The organism is Koromonas soli, assembly GCF_059726265.1.
Genome location: NZ_AP040872.1, coordinates 1,729,452 through 1,749,102, shown reverse-complemented (window position 1 = coordinate 1,749,102; position 19,651 = coordinate 1,729,452). Strand labels below are relative to the sequence as shown.

At 57.8% G+C, this 19,651-nt stretch carries 16 protein-coding genes and 1 tRNA gene; 11 read left to right on the top strand and 6 right to left on the bottom strand.

The window, feature by feature from the left end:
* The first annotated feature begins 159 nt into the window (after positions 1-159).
* From topA to recO, 3 genes are all read left to right on the top strand, one after another.
* Positions 160-2,763 (top strand): type I DNA topoisomerase, encoded by a 2,604-nt coding sequence (gene topA / locus AC6IY8_RS07630; protein WP_497778186.1) that lies wholly within the window; start codon positions 160-162, stop codon positions 2,761-2,763.
* A 150-nt stretch (positions 2,764-2,913) separates the two neighbouring features.
* Positions 2,914-3,402: a hypothetical protein gene (locus AC6IY8_RS07625; RefSeq protein WP_497778185.1), complete on the top strand. Its 489-nt coding sequence runs from the start codon at positions 2,914-2,916 to the stop codon at positions 3,400-3,402.
* A 34-nt stretch (positions 3,403-3,436) separates the two neighbouring features.
* Complete coding sequence (recO, locus tag AC6IY8_RS07620) at positions 3,437-4,177, top strand: DNA repair protein RecO (RefSeq protein ID WP_497778184.1); 741 nt, start codon at positions 3,437-3,439, stop codon at positions 4,175-4,177.
* Positions 4,178-4,215: 38 nt separating this feature from the next.
* Here recO and AC6IY8_RS07615 read toward each other — a convergent pair whose 3' ends face one another.
* Genes AC6IY8_RS07615 through ypfJ form a run of 3 tightly spaced genes read right to left on the bottom strand, consistent with a single transcriptional unit; the run spans position 4,216 to position 5,977 of the window.
* The gene (locus tag AC6IY8_RS07615) at positions 4,216-4,644 is read right to left on the bottom strand and encodes a hypothetical protein (protein ID WP_497778183.1); all 429 of its coding nucleotides are present in this window, start codon (positions 4,642-4,644) and stop codon (positions 4,216-4,218) included.
* A 43-nt stretch (positions 4,645-4,687) separates the two neighbouring features.
* Positions 4,688-5,083 (bottom strand): hypothetical protein, encoded by a 396-nt coding sequence (locus AC6IY8_RS07610; RefSeq protein WP_497778182.1) that lies wholly within the window; start codon positions 5,081-5,083, stop codon positions 4,688-4,690.
* A 15-nt stretch (positions 5,084-5,098) separates the two neighbouring features.
* Positions 5,099-5,977, bottom strand: coding sequence for a KPN_02809 family neutral zinc metallopeptidase (gene ypfJ / locus AC6IY8_RS07605; protein WP_497778180.1), 879 nt, complete (start codon positions 5,975-5,977; stop codon positions 5,099-5,101).
* A gap of 173 nt (positions 5,978-6,150) precedes the next feature.
* Between ypfJ and AC6IY8_RS07600 the strand changes: the two genes are divergently transcribed.
* The 4 genes from AC6IY8_RS07600 to AC6IY8_RS07585 all read left to right on the top strand — a co-directional run bounded on the left by AC6IY8_RS07600 (position 6,151) and on the right by AC6IY8_RS07585 (position 13,790).
* A complete protein-coding gene (locus AC6IY8_RS07600; RefSeq protein WP_497778178.1) occupies positions 6,151-7,149 on the top strand; it encodes a glycine--tRNA ligase subunit alpha in 999 nt (332 codons plus the stop codon).
* A gap of 187 nt (positions 7,150-7,336) precedes the next feature.
* Complete coding sequence (gene glyS, locus AC6IY8_RS07595; protein ID WP_497778176.1) at positions 7,337-9,520, top strand: glycine--tRNA ligase subunit beta; 2,184 nt, start codon at positions 7,337-7,339, stop codon at positions 9,518-9,520.
* Positions 9,521-9,639: 119 nt separating this feature from the next.
* Complete coding sequence (gene ppdK / locus AC6IY8_RS07590) at positions 9,640-12,339, top strand: pyruvate, phosphate dikinase (protein WP_497778173.1); 2,700 nt, start codon at positions 9,640-9,642, stop codon at positions 12,337-12,339.
* Between the two features lie 210 nt (positions 12,340-12,549).
* A protein-coding gene (locus AC6IY8_RS07585; protein WP_497775837.1) for an IS3 family transposase occupies positions 12,550-13,790 on the top strand; the annotation gives its coding sequence in 2 pieces (ribosomal slippage) (positions 12,550-12,808 and positions 12,808-13,790; 1,242 coding nt in all).
* A gap of 185 nt (positions 13,791-13,975) precedes the next feature.
* On the opposite strand, the gene AC6IY8_RS07580 is transcribed toward AC6IY8_RS07585, so the two are convergent.
* Positions 13,976-14,521, bottom strand: coding sequence for a hypothetical protein (locus AC6IY8_RS07580; protein ID WP_497778169.1), 546 nt, complete (start codon positions 14,519-14,521; stop codon positions 13,976-13,978).
* A gap of 1 nt (position 14,522) precedes the next feature.
* Here AC6IY8_RS07580 and AC6IY8_RS07575 point away from each other — a divergent pair, with 1 nt between their 5' ends.
* The 3 genes from AC6IY8_RS07575 to AC6IY8_RS07565 all read left to right on the top strand — a co-directional run bounded on the left by AC6IY8_RS07575 (position 14,523) and on the right by AC6IY8_RS07565 (position 17,655).
* Positions 14,523-15,008 (top strand): hypothetical protein, encoded by a 486-nt coding sequence (locus AC6IY8_RS07575; protein ID WP_497778166.1) that lies wholly within the window; start codon positions 14,523-14,525, stop codon positions 15,006-15,008.
* Between the two features lie 426 nt (positions 15,009-15,434).
* Entirely contained in the window at positions 15,435-16,607 is a 1,173-nt protein-coding gene (locus AC6IY8_RS07570; RefSeq protein WP_497778164.1) for an acyltransferase family protein, read from the top strand.
* A 334-nt stretch (positions 16,608-16,941) separates the two neighbouring features.
* Positions 16,942-17,655, top strand: coding sequence for an MBL fold metallo-hydrolase (locus AC6IY8_RS07565; RefSeq protein WP_497778163.1), 714 nt, complete (start codon positions 16,942-16,944; stop codon positions 17,653-17,655).
* 199 nt (positions 17,656-17,854) lie between these two features.
* On the opposite strand, the gene AC6IY8_RS07560 is transcribed toward AC6IY8_RS07565, so the two are convergent.
* Positions 17,855-18,448 (bottom strand): hypothetical protein, encoded by a 594-nt coding sequence (locus AC6IY8_RS07560; RefSeq protein ID WP_497778162.1) that lies wholly within the window; start codon positions 18,446-18,448, stop codon positions 17,855-17,857.
* Positions 18,449-18,692: 244 nt separating this feature from the next.
* On the opposite strand from AC6IY8_RS07560, the gene AC6IY8_RS07555 reads away from it, so the two are divergent.
* A tRNA-Glu gene (locus AC6IY8_RS07555) sits at positions 18,693-18,770 on the top strand.
* Between the two features lie 26 nt (positions 18,771-18,796).
* Here the strand turns inward: AC6IY8_RS07555 and AC6IY8_RS07550 are convergent.
* Positions 18,797-19,597, bottom strand: a complete 801-nt coding sequence (locus AC6IY8_RS07550) for a phosphatase PAP2 family protein (RefSeq protein WP_497778161.1) — start codon at positions 19,595-19,597, stop codon at positions 18,797-18,799.
* Positions 19,598-19,651 lie beyond the last annotated feature (54 nt).

Here is a 19,651-nt window from a genome sequence, read left to right as displayed (position 1 = left end):
CGCCTGTCGGTAAAGATTTCTGATCTTCCTTAGTGGATCAATGATTTACAGAGCTTTCAGTCGCACGATTGGTGCTTTTCCGCAACTCTCGAATTTTGCCATGCGGCCTTCTTCGTGCTAGCTTACGTTCCAGTTTCCAAAGATTCAGAAGAGGTTCCATTGCCTAAAGGTTTAGTGATCGTCGAGTCCCCCGCCAAGGCTAAGACGATTCAAAAGTATCTTGGCGCCGGGTACGAAGTGGAAGCTTCTCTCGGACATATTAAAGATCTGCCCAAAAAGGGCCTCGGTGTCGACATAGATAACGACTTCTCCACCGAGTACGAAGTGATCCCGGGCAAAGAGAAAGTTGTCTCTCACCTCAAGAAGCTCGCCCGTTCCGCCGATGCCATCTACCTCGCGCCTGACCCTGATCGCGAAGGCGAAGCCATCGCCGCGCATCTCGCCGAGGAACTTGGCAGCGCCGACGGAGGCCGCAGCAAGAAGGCCCAGGCCAAGCCCGTTTACCGCGTCACCTTCAACGAAATCACCAAGAAGGCCGTACAGGAAGCCTTCTCCAAGCCGCGCGAAATCGACTGGAATCTTGTCGATGCGCAGCAGACGCGCCGCATCCTCGACCGCATCGTCGGATTCCAGGTCTCGCCCCTTCTCTGGGACAAAGTCCGCCGTGGTCTTTCCGCTGGACGAGTCCAGACCGTCGCTCTCCGCCTCATCGTCGAGCGCGAGCGCGAGATCCAGAAGTTCGAGAAGAAAGAGTACTGGACTCTCGATGCCCGCCTCCACGCCGCCAAAGCTCCAGCGTTCGATGCCCGTTTCCTTGGCGTCAATGGCGAGAAGCAGGAGATCAATAACGAGGAAGAGTCCAAGCGCATCGTCGATGCTCTTGAGGCTGCCAAGTGGGCCGTCAGTTCGGTCAAGAAGGCCGAGCGCCGTCGCAACCCGGTAGCGCCTTTCACCACCTCTAAGTTCCAGCAGGACGCCTCGCGCAAACTCGGCATGACCGTCAAGCGCGCCATGATGATCGCGCAGCGCCTCTACGAAGGCGTCGAACTCGGTCCCGAAGGCACCGTCGGCCTCATCACCTACATGCGTACCGATTCCGTCCGCGTCTCCAACGATGCATTGGCCGAGGTGCGTACGCTTATCGAGCGCGACTATGGCAAGCCCTTCATGCCCGAGTCGCCCAACGTCTATAAGACCAAGGCTCAGAACGCGCAGGAAGCGCACGAAGCCATCCGTCCCAGCTCCGTTCTTCGCACTCCCGACGATGTCGCGCCCTACCTGCAGGATGACGAACTGAAGGTTTACAAGCTCATCTGGCAGCGCTTTGTCGCCTCCCAGATGACTGCCGCCATCTTCGACCAGACCACGGTTGATATTGATGCCCAGGCGCCTGCGGCTGGCAGCGTAGCTATATCCAATTCCTCGTCGAAGGATTCGGCCAAATACAACTTCCGCGTCACAGGATCGGTCCTCAAGTTCGACGGCTTCCTCAAGGTGTACGAAGAGTCCAAGGACGCCAAGGACGACGAAGACGAGTCGCTCAAGCACAAGCTGCCGCCGCTCGAAGAAGGTCAGTCCCTGCGCCTCGAACACCTCAAGCCCGAGCAGCACTTCACCGAGCCGCCGCCTCGCTACAACGAAGCTTCGCTCGTCAAGGAACTCGAAGAGCGTGGCATCGGACGTCCTTCCACCTACGCCGCCATCCTCTCGACCATCGTCGATCGCGGCTACGTGCAGAAGACCCCTGGCCGTGGCGGAAAATTCTTCCCCACCGAGATCGGCTTCGTTGTCACCGAACTCCTGGTCGAGAACTTGAAAGACATCTTCGACTACAAGTTCACCGCGCGCATGGAAGAGGACCTCGACGAAATCGAGGACGGCAAGATCAAGTGGACCGCTGCGCTCCATGAGTTCTACGACAAGTTCGAGAGCGATCTCGAATATGCCGGCGAGCATATGGAAAACATCAAGCGCATGGAGAAGGCCACCGACCAGAAGTGCGAACGCTGCGGTGCGCCGCTCGTCCTCAAGTGGGGTAAGCACGGCTCCTTCTTCGCCTGCTCCACCTTCGACAAGAAGGATCCGAACTCCTGCACATTTACCAAGGAGAACCCCATCAACCTCACCGATCTCGGCGAGGCAGAAATCTCCTCCAACAACGAAGAAGAGTTCTGCGAAAACTGCGGACGTCCCATGGTCCTCAAGCGCGGACGCTTCGGCACGTTCATGGCCTGCACCGGCTACCCCGAGTGCAAGACCACGCGCCGCCTCGACTCCGCGCAGAAGAAGCCCGACCAGCCTCTCGAAGAGAAGTGCCCCGAGTGCGGACGCAACCTCGTCCTGCGCAATGGCCGCTTTGGCGAGTTCGTCTCCTGCTCCGGCTATCCCGAGTGCAAATACATCAAGCAGAACTTCATCGGCGTAAAATGCCCGCAGTGCAAGACAGGCGAAATCGTCGAGAAGAAAGCGCGTCGCGGCAATCTCTTCTACGGCTGCAACAATTACCCGAAGTGCGAATTTACGGCCGCGACCAAGCCCGTTGCCGAAGCCTGCCCCGAGTGCGGCAGCCCCTACCTGCTTGAGAAGGTAACGAAGGAAGGCACCTTCCTCGTCTGCCCCAATAGCAAAGGCTCCGCCAAGAAGAAAGCCACAAAGGGCAAAGCCAAGTCATCCAAGAAGACCGAAGAAGCCCCCGAAATCACCTGCGACTTCTCCAAGAAGATCGCCGAACCCCAACCCGAAACCGAGCCAACCGTCGCCTGACGGCCCGCTCCACCACCATCTGACGGTGCCCCACCCTAAACTCGTTCTTCGCGAGTTTAGGGACGGTGCCCCACCCTAAACTCGTTCTTCGCGAGTTTAGGGACGGTGCCCCACCCTAAACTCGTTCTTCGCGAGTTTAGGGTGGGGTAGTTGCTCTTTGCCTGCCTTTGCTATTGCTCTGCTGTCGCCTTTGCTCTTGCCTTTGATTTTGATTTTGATTTAGGTGTCATCCTGAGCGAAGCGAAGGACCTCGGGGTTGCTTCTGTCTTTGCTCTTGCAGTTGCTTTTGCTCTTGCCCGCGCATTTGCTCCTATGTTTTCCTTCCCAAATTCGCCGCCGCTTCTGGGTTTACATCATGTCGAGCAAAATCCGCACGCTCTACACCGGCGTCACCAGCCTCGATCGCCGAGTATTCGAACACAAACACCACCTCGTCCCAGGTTTTACCAAGAAGTACAGTTGCACCCGCCTCGTCTGGTTCGAGGAGCACTCAAGCGTCCAAGCCGCAATTGCACGTGTGAGAAGCAGATCAAAGGCTGGTTGCGATTCAAAAAGATCGAGCTTATCGAATCAGATAACTCTGAGTGGAGCGACCTCGCGAGAGAGTGGGGACAGCCGCTTGCCACGTCCGTGAACTAAGAAGTCGAACCCCTCTCTTGCTACAATCCCCCGTATGCCTTCCAAGCACTCTGAGGCGATCGTCCTCCGCACCTATCCTCTCCGCGAGGCCGACCTGCTCGTCACGCTCTTCACGCGCTCCGAAGGCAAAGTCAAAGGTGTCGCCAAATCTGCCAAGCGCTCTCAAAAGCGCTTTGGAGGCGCGCTCGAGCCGCTCACCTGCGTTCGCGCCTATTGGACAGACCGCGAAGGCAGCGAACTTGCCCGCCTCGAATCCTGCGATGTCTTGCTATCGCCTCTCTCGGCCACCATCGACTACCCGCGTTGCGTCGCTCTCTCCCACATCGCCGAAATGCTCGACGAACTCCTCCCCGACCGCGAAGCCAACGACGGCATCTTCCGCCTCGCCTGGGGAGTCCTGCAAACCCTCGAAACCGACCCCATCTGGATCCCCGTCACCTACTTCGATCTCTGGATGGTGCGCCTCATGGGCTTCCTTCCGCCGCTCGATCAGTGCATCGAGTGCGGCGATCCGCTCGCAGGACAGCCAGCATTTTTCCATGCTCTGCGCGACGGTCTTGTCTGCGCCCGCGACCGCCGCATCGCCAGTTCCGAAATGTCCATTGAGTCCCGCGAACTCGCCGCCCGCATGTTTCGCAACCCCGTCGATCACTTCGCCGAAACGCCCGTCCCCACCTCGCGTCTCGCCGACCTACGCAAGTTCCTCATGCAGATCATTAACCGCCATCTCGACCGCAAGCTCCAAACGTCGTCCCAACTCGAACGCCTCGACTAGCGCTGTCTTGTGGTGTCTTGTCGATGTGCCTTTGACTGCTACTTCGTTTTCTCCGCCTGCGACCTTGTCCCTGCCGGCACCGGCCCCTTGCCGGACGCAACTCTCACCGCCTGGTCCACCACCGCATACAGTAGTTGATCCGTGTCTGCCTTCGCCGTCTGCTTGATGTAGTTTCCCATCCGTTCTCCGGCTTCTTTCGTGTCCGGCAGTGTTATGCCTCGATTCCTCGCCGAAATCTCAGTCAGCGTCTTCACCATTTCGAAGAACTTCGATTCGTCTCTCCCGCTCAGCACCCACGCGTCATGCACGGTGCTGGTGATCAGCTGATCGGTCGTCCAGGCGGGCTTACCTTCCTGCTCGGCGGTTTGCTTTGCACGCTGATCGTTGCTCTGTGCCATTGCGCCTATGCCGCTCATCAACATCCCTGCCATCACCATGCAGCACGCGCTTCCGCGGAATACCTTCATACGCTTCGTCCTTCCTGGCTCTATCTTCGAATTCAAATCCCAATTACCGACGGCGATAGTAGTAGTCGTCGCGTTCGTTATTCTGGTGCGCTTGCCCCACGATGGCGCCAATGCCTGCTCCTGCCGCTCCACCGATCAGTGTGCCTTTCAGTCCACCGCCAATCAGCGTACCCAGCACCGCCCCGCCTGCTCCGCCAATTACTGCGCCCGTTCCCGGCCCAATGCCTCCGCGTCGATCTTCGTAGTAACGGTCATCGTAATAGCGGTCGCGATGGTGACGGTCATTTCGGTAGTAGTGGTCATGGCCGCGATCATAGCGTTCGCCGCGCGCACCATCGCGCACGCCGTCATAAAATCTTCCCCGGTCCTGTGCTTGCAGATTCAGTCCGGTTGCCATCATCACAGCAACCAGTAGCAATGCAATTCGTGCTCGTAACATCGGATCTCCTTATGGCTATTGCGCAAACGTGTTGCACGCTTCCAACTGACCTGTATCCAAGCCGCGTTTAAACCACGCCTGCCGCTGTTCCGATGACCCATGCGTAAACGACTCTGGGCTCACGCTTCTGCCCGCCATTCGCTGAATGCGGTCATCTCCAATCGCCGCTGCTGCACGGAGTGCCTGGGCAATATCGCCTTCATTCACCAGCTTTCGCTGTTCTGTCGAGTGCCCCCATACTCCCGCGTAGCAGTCGGCCTGTAATTCCAGCCTCACCGAGAGTGCATTCTGCGCACCCGGATTCTGCTCCATCGCCTGCCTCACCTTGCGTTCTGTTCCCAGCAAGTCCTGCACGTGATGGCCAATCTCATGTGCTAACACGTAAGCCTGCGCAAAGTCGCCATCGGCTCCAAACCGGCTGCGCAATTCGTCATAAAATCCCAGATCGATGTATGCCTTCTTGTCTTCGGGACAATAAAATGGCCCGCTCTGCGACTGCGCCACTCCGCATCCCGACCTTATTGCGTCTCGGAACAGCACCAGCTTCGCGTGCGAATACTGCCTGCCATGTTCCTGAAAAATTCGGTCCCACGTCTGCTGCGTATCGTCCAGCACGAACGACACAAACCTGACCTTCGGCTCCTCCGCCGGATCGTTCACCGGACGCGAAACCCTGCTTGTGTTATTCGCCGACGATCCACCCCCAATCAGCGACAGAAAGCTGCCGCGAAATACGAACGCCAGCACCAGAACCAGCAGAAATCCGCCGATTCCCAGCCGTCCCGACAGCAGCATCATCAAAGGGAACCCAAGTCCCGCGCCTGAGAATCCTCCGCCGCCACCGCCACGATCGTCTTCCAGATCACCGCTTCTACCACGATCTTCCCATTGCATCTTCTCTCCGATGCGTGGAACCCGCGCCCTTTTGTCCACCGGTCCGCCTGCAACTCAGCCCACCAACATGCCCCTGAGTGACGTTTTCAAATTCTTTCGCTCACAATTGCCTGCCTACTCTTTCGTCGTACTGCCTCAAGCATTTACAATGCTCTCCAGATCGGATCGCATTCATGACTGAACCACTGACTTTTCAGGAACTCATCCTAAAGCTGCAGGATTTCTGGGCCCGCCAGGGCTGTGTCTTACAGCAGCCGCTCGATGTCGAGGTTGGCGCCGGCACCATGTCGCCCGAAACCTTCCTTCGCGTTCTTGGCCCCAAGCCCTACCGTGTTGCTTACGTGCAGCCTTCGCGCCGTCCTGCCGATGGACGTTATGGTGAGAACCCCAATCGTCTTTACAAGCACACCCAGTTCCAGGTCATTCTCAAGGCACCGCCTGAGAACGTGCAGGAGCTCTACCTTGAATCGCTGAAAGCGATCGGTATCGACCTCGCGCGCCATGACATCAAGTTCGAAGAAGACAACTGGGAAGCTCCCACTCTTGCCGCCTGGGGTGTCGGCTGGCAGGTCATGCTCGACGGTCTCGAAATCACGCAGTTCACTTATTTCCAGCAGTGTGGCGGCATCGATCTCGATCCCATGTGCGCCGAACTCACCTATGGTCTCGAGCGCATCGCGGCCTTCCTGCAGGATGTCGAGTCCATCTACGACATCGTCTGGGTTCGCGGCCCGCAGGGGAATGTCACCTACGGAGACATTCGTCTTCCAGATGAAGAGCAGTTCTCGGTTTACAACTTCGAGAAGGCCGATGTCGAGAAGCTCTGGCAGCACCTCAACGCCTACGAAGCCGAGTGCCAGGCGCTCATCAACGAGTACGTCGCCGGAACCGCTCAGCCGCGCAAGGATTCAAAGAAGAAGGAGTCCGAGCCCACGGTGACTTCGCCAAAGTTCACGCCCGAGCAGCGCCGTCGTTTCCCGCTGCTGCCGGCCTACGACCTTTGTTTGAAGTGTTCGCATTTGTTCAACCTGCTTGATGCTCGCGGCGCCATCAGCGTCACCGAGCGTGTCGGAGTCATCCAGCGGGTCCGTAATCTTGCCGTTGGAGTTGCACGCGCCTGGGTCGATCAGCAGTCTTCCCGCGAAGTCAGCGCGACAGCTGCCAAGGTCTAGACAGGGTGGACCACGTCCGCCATCTTTTGGCGAATGTGGGAGAGCAACAAAACTGATCGCCCACATCCTTTCCGCAGTTGGGAATGTGGGAGAGCAGCAAAACTGAGGCTGTGTCGCACATAAAATTTTCCGATTCGCCGCAGCCAGCAAGCGTTTGGCCTCAAAATAGAAGGAAGCTTTCGACCTCATGTCAGATTTCCTGTTAGAAATCGGTACCGAAGAAATCCCCGCGCGCATGATCGCCTCTGCCACGGATGAGTTGCAGCGTCGCATCGGTGATCTCGTCAGCCGCGAACGCCTCTCCACCACAGAGACACCCGCATCGGAAGCCTTCGCTTCTCCGCGTCGCATCGCCGTTCTCGTGCGCGGCATTCAGGAATCGCAACCCGATGTTGCCGAGCAGGTCCTCGGACCCGCCACCGCGCATGCCTACAAGGACGGCCAGCCCACGCAGGCCGCCGCAGCGTTTGCGCGCAAGGTCGGAGTTTCGCTCGATCAGCTCACTCGCGCCACCACGCCCAAAGGCGAATACCTCGCTGCCAACGTGATCAAGAAAGGCAAGCCCGCCCTTGAGCTGCTTTCCGAACTCGTACCCAAGGAGATCTCGTCGATCTATTGGGCCAAGAATATGTACTGGCGTCCCGGCAAGCCCGAGCGTTTCGTGCGCCCTGTTCGCTGGCTGGTTGCGCTGCTTGGCTCCAAGGTCGTTCCTCTTGAATTCGGTGGCATCACCGCTGGACGCACCTCGCGCGGACATCGCATCCTTTCCTCCGCTCTCGTCGAGCTCAACACGCCTGCTGAATACGCCGAGAAACTACGCGCCGCTGGTGTTCTGCCCAGCTACGCCGAGCGCGAACACAAAATTCGCAAGGCTCTCGATGCCGTCACCCGCCAGATTCCCGGCGCGCGCTGGCGCGAAGACAAGGGCCTGCTCGACACGGTCATCAATCTCACTGAGTCGCCTTCGGTGATCCTTGGCAACTTCGATCCTGAATTCCTCGCGCTCCCCGAAGAAGTTCTCGTTACCGTGATGCGCGATCATCAGAAGTACTTCGCCATCGAGGACGCCAACGGCAAGCTTCTGCCTCACTTTCTTGCCGTTCTCAACACAGTGACTGACGCCGAAGGCGAAGCCATCGTGCGCCACGGCAATGAGCGCGTTCTGCGCGCCCGCTTCAACGATGCACGATTCTTCTGGAACACTGATCAGAAGCTCACGCTTCGCGACCGCGTGCCCATGCTCAAGAATGTCACCTTCCAGAAGGAGCTCGGCTCCTATTGCGACAAGGCGACGCGCACGCAGCACCTCGGCAGCCTGCTCTCAGCCGTAGTCACCGAGTTTCATCCCAACCATCGTCAGGGAATCGTTTACAAGGCTGCGCTCATGGCCAAGTGCGATCTCACTACTGAATTGGTGAAGGAGTTCACCGAGCTCCAGGGCATCATTGGCGGCCTCTACCTCGTGCATCAGGCCGATCGCATGGAGATCCCCGAAGCCTCCGCGCGCGCCATCGGACAGGCCATTTACGACCAGTACAAGCCCGCCTCGATGGAAGATGATGTTCCGCGCACGCTTGAGGGAGCGGTCCTCTCCATCGCCGACAAGGCCGACACCATCGCTGGCATGTTCGCGCTCGGAATGATCCCGTCCGGCTCCAAGGATCCCTTCGCGCTCCGTCGCGCTGCCAACGGCATCGTTCGCACCTTGGTCGAACACAACATGCCCATCAGCCTCAGCCACCTCATGGCCGATGCGCTGCGGCAGTACAAGGGCAGCGAAGCCGAATCGCGTTTCAACGCCGTCGCGCAATATGAACAGAACGTCGCCGCCTTCTTCCGCGAGCGCATCGAGTTCTACCTGCGCGAGGCCCGAGGCTTCGCCTACGACGTTACGAACGCCGTGCTCGCCTCCGGTGCCGACAATGTTGTGGACGCGGTTCTCCGCGCCGAGGCTGTTGCCAAGGTTCGCGGCACTGAAGACTTCGACGCCATTGCCGCGTCGGTCAAGCGCATCAAGAACATCCTGCGTCAGGCCAGCGAGGCAGGGAAGTCCCCCGCCGGAGCGTACGCGACGTTCGACATCGCGGCCGAAGCTTTCCGCGGTGACGATCCGCAAGGCGTGCTCGCCAAGCGCACCGCCGAGCTCGCTTCGACCACTGCCGAGCTCTGCAAGCAGAAGAAGTACGATGAAGCTCTCGCCGCGCTGGCCACCATTCGGCGGCCGCTCGACGAATTTTTTGACAAGGTAATGGTCATGGTGGATGACGAGGCGGTCCGAAGCTCTCGTCTCTGTCTCCTCGGTATGGTGGCATCCACATTCCAGTCCATTGCTGATTTCAGCGAAGTTGTTACAGAAAGGAAGGCTTCCTAACCGGAAGCCTTTTCTTTTGTTCCAGAGTAGTTTTTAAACCGTACTGATAGGCAGCCTGTTTTCGGGCTGCGTAGTGAAAAACGAGAAGGTAATCTCTTTAACCCTAAGAGAGTGAGGCTATGGCTACTCCCACAATTAGTGCAGTGAAGTACGTTTACTCCTTCGGCGGAGGCAAGGCCGAGGGTAATGGCAAGATGAAGGACACCCTTGGCGGCAAAGGCGCGGGTCTTGCTGAAATGACCAACGCCGGGCTCCCAGTTCCCCCGGGATTCACCATCCAGACCGAAGCTTGCCGCGAATACATGCGTGGCAAAGTCAGTGGCAACGTTGACAAGGAAATGGACGCCGCTCTTGCGCAGCTCGAGGCCCTCCAGGGACAGAAGCTCGGCGCTGGCGACAATCCGCTGCTCGTCTCCGTCCGTTCCGGCGCCAAGTTCTCCATGCCCGGCATGATGGACACGATTCTCAACCTCGGCCTCAATGACGAGAGCGTCAAGGCTCTTGCCAACCGTACTCAGAATCCCCGCTTCGCCTACGACTCTTATCGCCGCCTCATTCAGATGTTCGGCAACGTCGTGCTCGACATCGAGAAGTCGCACTTCGAAGAAGTGTTTGACGGAAAGAAGAAGCAGAAGAAGGCCAAGCTCGACACCGATCTCGACGCCAAGGCGCTTCAGGAAGTCATCGCCGACTACAAGAAGGTCGTCAAGAAGTTCGCCAAGATCGACTTCCCGCAAAACGCGCATGACCAGCTCGTCATGGCCCGCGACGCCGTGTTCCGTTCCTGGCAGAACGATCGCGCCAAGCACTATCGCCGCATGAACAACATCGACGACATGCTCGGCACGGCCGTCAACGTTCAGGCCATGGTGTTCGGCAACATGGGCGAAACCTCCGGCACCGGCGTGGGCTTCACCCGCAACCCGGCCACCGGCGCCAAGGAGTTCTACGGAGAGTTCCTGCTCAACGCGCAGGGTGAAGACGTCGTCTCCGGCGTTCGCACTCCGCAGCACATCACCGAACTTCAGAAGATCATGCCCGAGGTTTACGACCAGCTTCGTGAAATCACCTCGCGCATGGAAAAGCACTATCGCGACATGCAGGACTTCGAGTTCACCATTCAGGATGGCAAGCTCTACATGCTGCAGACCCGCAACGGCAAGCGCACAGGTCTCGCTGCTGTAAAGGTCGCCATCGACATGGTGGAAGAAGGCCTCATCACCAAGGAAGAAGCCATCTTCCGCGTCGAGCCCAACCAGCTCTATGACTTCCTCGTCCCGCGCCTCGATGAGAAGGGAAGCAAGGTCGAAGTCCTCGCCACCGGACTTCCTGCCTCTCCTGGCGCTGCCGTCGGACAGATCGTTTTCACCGCCGACGACGCCGTTGCCATCAACCAGAAGGGCAAGTTCAAGTCCATCATCCTCGTCCGTGGCGAAACCACGCCTGAAGACATTCACGGCATGGAAATCGCATCCGGCATTCTCACCTCGCGTGGCGGCATGACCTCGCACGCAGCGGTTGTCACCCGCGGCATGGGTAAGTGCTGCGTCGCCGGAGCCGGCGACATCGTAGTTGACGAGAAGAAGAAGGAAATGCGCGTTAAGGGCCAGACCTTCCGCGAAGGCGATTGGCTCTCCCTCGACGGCACCACTGGACGCGTTATCAAGGGCAAGCTCAACACCCTCGAAGCCTCCGCTGGCGACAAGGATCTCGTCAAGTTCATGTCCTGGGCTGACCCCGAGCGCAAGCTCAAGGTCCGTGCCAACGCCGACATTCCTCGCGACGCCAAGACCGCCATTGCCTTCGGCGCCGAAGGCATCGGCCTCTGCCGCACCGAGCACATGTTCTTTGCCGAGGACCGTCTGCCTCACATGCGTGCCATGATCATGGCCAACAATGAGAAGGACCGTCGCCTCGCGCTGAAGAAGTTGCTCCCCATGCAGCGCGCCGACTTTGTCGGTCTGTTCAAGGCGATGAAGGGCTTCCCGGTCACCATCCGCACCCTCGATCCGCCGCTGCACGAGTTCCTGCCCAAGCGCGAAGACCTGCTCGTTGAGATCAAGGAACTTGAACTCACCAAGCCTCGCTCGCCCAAGCTCAAGGACCTCCGCATCACCCTGGCTCGCGTCGAGGAACTGCACGAGCAGAACCCCATGCTTGGCCATCGTGGCTGCCGTCTCGGCATCACCTATCCGGAGATCACTGAGATGCAGGCGCGTGCCATCATCGAGGCCGCTCTCGTGCTCAAGAAGCAGGGAATCACCGTCATCCCCGAAATCATGATTCCTCTCACCACCGGCATTAAGGAGATGAAGAATCAGGCCGACATTGTCCACCGCATCGCCGAAGAAGTGTTCGCCGAGAAGAAGGACAAGGTCGAGTACATGGTCGGAACGATGATCGAACTTCCCCGCGCCGCGCTGGTTGCCGATCAGATCGCGCAGGAAGCCGAGTTCTTCAGCTTCGGCACCAACGACCTCACGCAGACCACCTTTGGCTTCTCGCGTGATGACATCAACAAATTCTTGCCCGAGTACACGCGTCAGGGAATCTTCAAGCAGGATCCCTTCGCCTCGCTCGATCAGGAAGGCGTTGGTCAGCTCGTCCAGCTTGCCACCGAGCGCGGCCGCAAGACTCGTCCGAACCTCAAGGTCGGCATCTGCGGCGAACACGGCGGCGAGCCCGAGTCGGTGAAGTTCTGCCACCGCGTCGGACTGAACTATGTTTCCTGCTCTCCGTTCCGCGTCCTCACTGCTCGTCTCGCAGCCGCCCAGGCCGCACTCGAGGAGAAGGGCGGTTCCGGCGGAGCCACCAAGTAACTGGTCGCCTCACGCAATACATTGGCTTTCGTCAATGTATTGCTACAAAACCAAGGGGGATGCGTCAGCATCCCCCTTCCTTTGCTCTTTCCTTGTTTGCGCTCCTGTCTCTGTTCTTGATCTTGCTTTTGTATTTGAGGTGTCTGATCTTGCCCCTGCCAAACGTACCCCATGCTGAGCGATCATCCAATCGCAGTAGGGAGAGCGGAGATGGGGAAGGGGAGACGGGCGCGGTACACGCTGGAGTACAAGCAGGAGGCGGTGCGACTGGTTGAGTCTGGCCAGAGTATCGCTTCGGCGGCGCGAAGTCTGGGTCTGATTGAGCAAACACTGTCCAACTGGGTAAAAGCGCACCGGGAGGGCAAACTCAAGGGCGCCGACCATGGCAAGGCGGTCAGCGCCGAGCAGATGGAGATTAGCCGTCTGCGGGCCGAACTGGCGCGGGTCAAGATGGAGCGCGACATCCTGGAAAAAGCGACGGCGTACTTCGCGAAAGGCCAGAAATGAAATACGCCTTCATCCAACGCCACCGGCGTGTCTGGCCGATCCGTGTGCAGTGCCGGGTACTGCGGGTGAGCGTGGCCGGCTACCATGAACACTTTGCCCGTCGACGCAACGCTCTCCGCCACCTGAGCGACGAAGCACTGCTGGTGCACATCCGCGCGGTGTATGCCGAGCATCGCGGAGCCTACGGGTGGCCGCGCATCTGGCGGCAACTGCGCGAGCAGGGCGTGCGCGTCGGCAAACAGCGGATCCAACGACTGATGCAGCAGCACGGCATTCGAGCCCGCGGCAAACGGCGCTTCCGAGTGATGACTACGAACAGCCGGCACAACCTGCCGATTGCGCCGAACCTTCTGGATCGTAACTTCGCGGCCGCCGCTCCGAACAAAGTCTGGGTTGGAGACATCACCTACATTCCAACCGACGAAGGATGGCTGTACCTGGCGGTGGTGATCGACCTGTTCAGCCGCCGTGTTGTGGGTTGGTCTCTGCGCGATCATATGCGGAGCGAACTGGTGATCGACGCTCTCGAAATGGCTTGGTTCGAGCGCTGTCCGGGCAAACACAGCGGGCTGATCTTTCATAGCGATCGGGGCTGCCAGTATGCCAGCGATGAGTTCAGTCAGCGACTGAAAGAGCATGGAATCCAAGCGTCCATGAGTCGCAAGGGCAACTGCTGGGACAACGCCGTGAGCGAAACCCTGTTTGCCTCGCTCAAAGTAGAGCGGCTGCACGGCAAACGCTTCGCCACCCATCGCCAAGCGAAAGATGAAATCCTGAACTGGCTACGGTGGTATAACCAAACCCGGTTGCACTCAGCTCTGAACTACCTCAGCCCGATTCAGTTCGAACAAACACGAACCAAAGCAGGCTATGGAAAAGCAGGAAAGCAAAAAACGCTTTCCAACTTTCCCACAGCCACGACGACTACGGGGTACGCATTCTGAGGGCAAGGTCAGTCATCCTGAGCGAAGCGAAGGACCTCGGGTTTGTTCTTGCCCTTGCTCTTGCTTTCGCCTTTGTTTTTGATGTGTCATCCTGAGGCGAAGCCGAAGGACCCTACCCCCTCGCAAGCCTCCTCCAAAAGCAAAAGCCCCACTCCTTCGAGTGGGGCTTTCTCCAACTAACTCCCTTACCACACAGTGAACGTCGATTGATCGATCCACTCGTGATATCCAACACCGCTTGCATTCACGTCCAACTGATACTGCACTCCAACCTGATTCGACCACCCAAGATACTTTGCCGAATACGTCTGGTTCAGCGTGTATGCCGTTCCATCCACCACCAGCGTCACAAATGTGTAGTTGTGCGTGCTTGGATCGCGTTGCATGTACCACTGAATGTGGTGCCAAACTCCCGGCGTAAACGTCTTACACGGAATTGTCGTGTGCAGCCAATCGCCGTTCGCTTCATCCCACACATCCCACTTGCCCGCAGCCAGATTGCACTGGGTACCCATCATGTAGTTGTACCCATCCAGGAATTGGAAAGCGTCAAACTCCAGCGCCTGCGCCGAAGCCGTCGAATCCACCTGCGCATAGAAGTCCCACAGGAAATTCGTCGCCCCATTCTGCGGGCCCAGCTTGTTCCACCACAGCGCGTTTGCCCACACGCCCGAGTTGAAAACCTGCATGCTGTTGCCGTCCATTGCAGGCGACGCCTGGTTCAGAGACATCGTGTACGAACCTGCTCCCGATCCGCCTGCACACGCCGGCGTATTGCACGATCCCCACACGCTCAACTGGTCTATGTTTGTGAACACCTTTGCCGTCGATGGCGGCGTAGGCAGCGGACTCGTCGGCGTCGGATTCGTGGATCCCGATCCAGACGTGGATCCCGATCCAGACGTAGATCCCGTACCCGATCCAGACGTTGATCCGGACCCCGAGCTGCTCCCTGTACCAGATGTAGACCCAGTATTCGATGTCGAGCCAGAACCGGAAGTTGAACCAGAGCTGGAGGTTGAACCGGAATTGGATGTTGAGCTTGAATTCTGTGTTGATGTCGAACTTGAATTAGAACTGGAGGAACTCGAACTGCTGGAAGTCGATTGTAAGGAGGATGTCTGCGTCTGCGGTCCAGCGGCACAGGATGCGCCGAACGCGAGAGTGAGCGCGGCGAAGAGAACGGGCAACACAGCAGTTTGCTTTGGCATACGGTGAACCTGCCCAGTCGAATGCGTAATTCACCTAACACTAAGCGTGAGTAACCACCGCGTGAATACGCAAGACCACTTACATCGTTCACCAAAGACATGTCGTGTGCTTTAACAGGTCATGTACAGCCGTAACGAGCGAGCACTTCCGCCCTGGGAATTCCGCCGTTGAACCGTTGTCTACCGACGATCGTGACCGAGTCTCCCTCAGAACTTCGCGTTATCTTGTTACTATTCCGGTTACCGAACGGCGCCACTGTGCCGCATCTTTCGGGCGCGAACTTGAACAACACTTGACGTCAGTGAAAAGCGCATTTGACGAGTGCAGGGTACAGGTATTCGCGCGCAGATATGGGATTGCACAAGCCCTCTGACCGGCTCTCAAAGCCACTCTGCTACGATGTTCACATCGCCTTATTTCGGAAAGTGCCAAGTGTCCTCGAACCCACTTGCTGTGCGCTCTGTGACCGAGCGCTTTTATCATCCTGAACTCGATATCCTTCGCTTCTTCGCCTTCTTCCTCATCTTCCTGCATCATTCGCTGCCGCACGATCCCGGCTTCTACCTCAACATGGGGATGCCCCCATTTGCCGCCACCATTCTCGCCGCTCTCGGAGCCACCGGCGCCTACGGTGTCAACGTCTTCTTCCTCCTGAGCTCCTACCTCGTCACCGAACTTCTCATCCGTGAGCGAGCCACCATCGGACACATCGACCTCCGTTCCTTCTACATTCGCCGCATCCTCCGCATGTGGCCGCTCTACATCTTCTTTCTTGCGCTTGCCTGGGCCATGCAGTGGTTCGTCCCCGGACAGCACATCGGATGGCGAGCCCTCCTTGCTTTCCTCTTTTTAGGCGGAAACTGGTGGATTGTCCTCGTAGGCTTTCCCTCGTCTGTCATCTTCCCCTTGTGGGCCGTTTCGGTCGAAGAGCAGTTCTACATCTTCTGGCCGTCCATCATGCGACGCCTCACCGAGCGCGCCATGCTCATCGCTGCAGGCGTCATGCTCGGCGTTGCCGGTGCCACACGCTGGTATCTCGGCGCGTCACACACTTGGGAATCGAAGGTGTGGTGCAACACCTTCGTTCATTTCGACTCAATTGCGCTCGGCATCATCATCGCCGTCCTTCTCGCCGGACGCGCCCCGAGCCTTCCGCGCCTCACTCGCGCGGCTCTGTTCATCGGAGGCTTCACCTGCCTCGTACTCGCCGGAAACTACTTCCGCATCAAGTCCGATCCGCTCACCATCGCACGAATCATGCTCGGCTACCCCGTCGCCGCCCTCGGTGCCGTAGCGCTCTTCATTGCCACCCTGCGTCCCCGCGCAGCTTCCGCCAAGGACGCATCTCGCGTTTGGCCCAGTTCAATCGCGGACGCATTCATCTACCTTGGCCGAATCTCCTTCGGCCTTTACGTCTTCCACATCCTCGGCCTTCTCATCAGCGAATACATCGTCCATCATCCCGAGACCAGCCTCGGGCGCTACCTCGTTCGCCTTGCCGTCGCCATGACGGTCACCATCGTTCTCGCCGCCCTCAGCTACCGCTTCCTCGAAACACCATTCCTCACCCTCAAGCAACGCTTCACCCACGTCCACTCCCGCTGATCCTGGAGCGCGCTGTGCTGCATGCGTTGGCCAAGCGCGCCGTGGTGCCCCATCTCTGCCCGTAGTTGGCAGAGGTGGGTCTGTTGTTCTTGCCATTATCCTTGGTCTTGCGGTTGCGCCTGTTCTTGTCGTTGTCGTTCTTGCAGTCGTTCTTGCCCTTGCCGTTGTTCTTCTTGTATTTGTCTTTTGTGTCATCCTGAGGCGAAGCCTAAGGACCCCAGCCGCCCTCCACGCCTTCGCCTCCGCCGCAGGTCACCAACCACCGAACCTGCGTTTCCAAGCACCCGGCCCGCAGCTTTGACACTCCACGCATGCTCTTCTTACTATTTCCTGCATGAAAACCTTGCTCGCCTTAATGCTCGGGGCCTCTCTCACCGCCTTTGCCCAGACGCAGACCTTCTCCACCTCTGCCGGAGATGTGAAGATCACCCCCCTCGTTCACGCCAGCACCCTCGTTCAGGCTGGAGGCAAAACCATCTACATCGATCCGGCCAAGCCCGCCAAACTCGCAGGACTCCCGAAGGCGGACCTCATCCTGATCACCCACATCCATCCCGATCATTTCGATCCAGAAGAAATTGCTCAGATCAGCCAGCCGGGCACTCAGATCTTTGCCCCCGCTTCCGTTGTTGAGAAGCTCCCTGCTGCTAAACCCATCGCCAACGATCAAACGAAACAATGGCAGCAGTGGACCATTGAGGCCGTTCCAGCCTACAACCTCAAGCGCGGCCCCGCCGCCGGACAACTCTTCCACCCCAAGGGACGCGACAACGGATACGTTCTCGCTTACGGAGGCAAGCGTTTCTATTTCTCCGGCGACACCGAAGGCATTCCCGAAATGCGTTCATTGAAGAATATCGATGTAGCTTTCGTCTGCATGAATCTCCCTTACACCATGCCGCCAGAGGAAGCAGCCGACGCCGTAAAGGCCTTCCACCCGAAAATCGTCATCCCGTATCACTACCGGAATTCCGACCTGAAAGTGTTTCAGCAGCACCTCGCCGGAACCGGAATCGAAGTCCGTCTCCTCGATTGGTATCCCAAATAGCGGTCGAAGGCGTGAGGAGTTACCCAACAGTAAACGCAGACCCGGCTGGTATAGGCGAGAGAGTCAATCCTCGCCTTTTTATTTGGGCTATTGTTCACCTCATAACTGGCTCCGCCCAGCCCGTAGCTCGATCGATCAACTCCAGCCCGAAACAAAAAGCCGGCTCAAGGCCGGCTGTGTAACCTCTTCTGTTCAGGAGCTATTGCACCTCTTGCAGCCTCGCGATGAGCTTCTGCGCCAGGTTCTCATCGCTCTCCGACCACAGTACGCGCCCCGTCGCATTCGTGTTCTTCTCTACCCGATGCGTAAACTCAATCAGCGCCGCAACATTCGCCTTTACCCGCAGCGCATCATCTGAACTCAGATCCACGCCTTCATGCAGAAACGGATAGTCCAACCCAAAGTCCACTAGAATGTGTCCGTTCTCTGCAAACGTACCTTCATCAAAGTCCAGTCCCTGCGCGGTGAAAACCACTTTCTCCGGACGCAGTACCCACTGCTTGCTCTCGCCATCAAGCACCCACAAATCCCAATACGCCTCCACACCGATCGCATAGTCCGCTTGCGCATATTCCTTCAGAGCTTGTGCCGCTTCCTCCGCGCTCACGCCCGGCGAGAAACTTTCCTCCAGCACCGTGGCCTCCGACCAATCCACGGGTTGCACCAGCGCGTACTGCACTCCGCTGCGTGACTCAGAAAAAGGGAAGTACTTCAACACCTCAACCAGACGAGGCAACATCATCTCCGGATCAAAGCCAGGAAACCAGAGGCTCAGGTTCAACGAATCTGCCATACACCAACCCTCTTCATATCTGCCGTATCCGCGCCAACACTGACGGCGCGTGATGTAGCGACAATTGACTGGTCCATGCTAACGTATCGCACTCATGAGCTGCGAATCGCTGTGTCGCGTGCACGCCAGCAGAAAAGAATGTTTTCTTATTTCCACAGAAGATTGCTGTTCTTGGCCTGCTCCGCTTTGACACGTCCTCCCGTGATTGCTACTATGAATCAGGTCATACACCCTGCCTAGCTGCGTCCCCGTCGTCTAGCCCGGCCTAGGACACCGCCCTTTCACGGCGATAACGCGGGTTCGAATCCCGCCGGGGACGCCAAACATTCTAAACAACCTAGTCGCATATTACAGTAGACGTCCGGAAACGCCCGTTAGCGAACTTTCGTGTGTCTCGACACGTTCTGCAACTCTTTGACTGAACGCTCTGCGTACCAGAATGGCGTATGGCACTGCGACGATGAGGTCGAAGAAGTAATGCTGACCTGATCCTAGTGTGGCGCACATCGTTAGAAACACAAACGCAACTCCCAGAATTCTTCCAGCACGCCAATGTCTGGCAAACCACGCGACTAAGAGAGCGGTTGCGAAATGAACGGAAGGAATTCCATTCGGTGGTGCAGTGATTGCAATCAGATGCGGAGCGAGCGATGGCACAGAGTCAGGAAAATGTGGAAAGGCGAAAGCTGGTCCGCAGACAGGAACAAGAAGGTAGATCGGCAGAGCAGCGAAGAGGTTCAACCCGAACGTTTTGACTAGGGCCACGGTTTCGGTTTCGCTTCTGAGCCACAGCGTTGCGGCGAACACGGTAAGCATCGCCAGCGAACATGCACCATAGGTAAACGCAAGCAGTACTTTTATCGCGAAATAATGTTCGGCAAGTCTTCCGATTACAAAGCTTGGCTGAAATCCAAGAATTCCGTCTATGCACGAGATATAAAGGTCGTACTTGTAGGGGCGCAGAGCGGATATCCACGTCACGATCGCTTGTGCGCTTAATTCCGCTGGAATCAAGACGGCTGCTGCCCCGATCAACCAATCTGTGTGCTTCTTGTCCGAAGGTACAAAGGTGTATCGCCAGAGGCAATATAGAAGTACAAGTGGCACAGCGATCATCTGTGGATACTGCGCGAAAAACAACACGCCCATCTGCTCGTACCTCGCGTAATATGCACTTTGCCACAGGAGAGGAATAAAGAACAG

What these genes read in the sequence shown, in the direction of transcription:
- AC6IY8_RS07600 (WP_497778178.1), top strand. Translation starts at nt 6,151, where the DNA reads ATGACTGAACCACTGACTTTTCAGGAACTCATCCTAAAGCTGCAGGAT.
- AC6IY8_RS07565 (WP_497778163.1), top strand. Translation starts at nt 16,942, where the DNA reads ATGAAAACCTTGCTCGCCTTAATGCTCGGGGCCTCTCTCACCGCCTTT.
- AC6IY8_RS07610 (WP_497778182.1), bottom strand. Translation starts at nt 5,083, where the DNA reads ATGTTACGAGCACGAATTGCATTGCTACTGGTTGCTGTGATGATGGCA.
- AC6IY8_RS07580 (WP_497778169.1), bottom strand. Translation starts at nt 14,521, where the DNA reads ATGTCTCTGAACCAGGCGTCGCCTGCAATGGACGGCAACAGCATGCAG.
- recO (WP_497778184.1), top strand. Translation starts at nt 3,437, where the DNA reads ATGCCTTCCAAGCACTCTGAGGCGATCGTCCTCCGCACCTATCCTCTC.
- ypfJ (WP_497778180.1), bottom strand. Translation starts at nt 5,977, where the DNA reads ATGCAATGGGAAGATCGTGGTAGAAGCGGTGATCTGGAAGACGATCGT.
- glyS (WP_497778176.1), top strand. Translation starts at nt 7,337, where the DNA reads ATGTCAGATTTCCTGTTAGAAATCGGTACCGAAGAAATCCCCGCGCGC.
- AC6IY8_RS07550 (WP_497778161.1), bottom strand. Translation starts at nt 19,597, where the DNA reads ATGGGCGTGTTGTTTTTCGCGCAGTATCCACAGATGATCGCTGTGCCA.
- AC6IY8_RS07615 (WP_497778183.1), bottom strand. Translation starts at nt 4,644, where the DNA reads ATGAAGGTATTCCGCGGAAGCGCGTGCTGCATGGTGATGGCAGGGATG.
- AC6IY8_RS07560 (WP_497778162.1), bottom strand. Translation starts at nt 18,448, where the DNA reads ATGGCAGATTCGTTGAACCTGAGCCTCTGGTTTCCTGGCTTTGATCCG.
- ppdK (WP_497778173.1), top strand. Translation starts at nt 9,640, where the DNA reads ATGGCTACTCCCACAATTAGTGCAGTGAAGTACGTTTACTCCTTCGGC.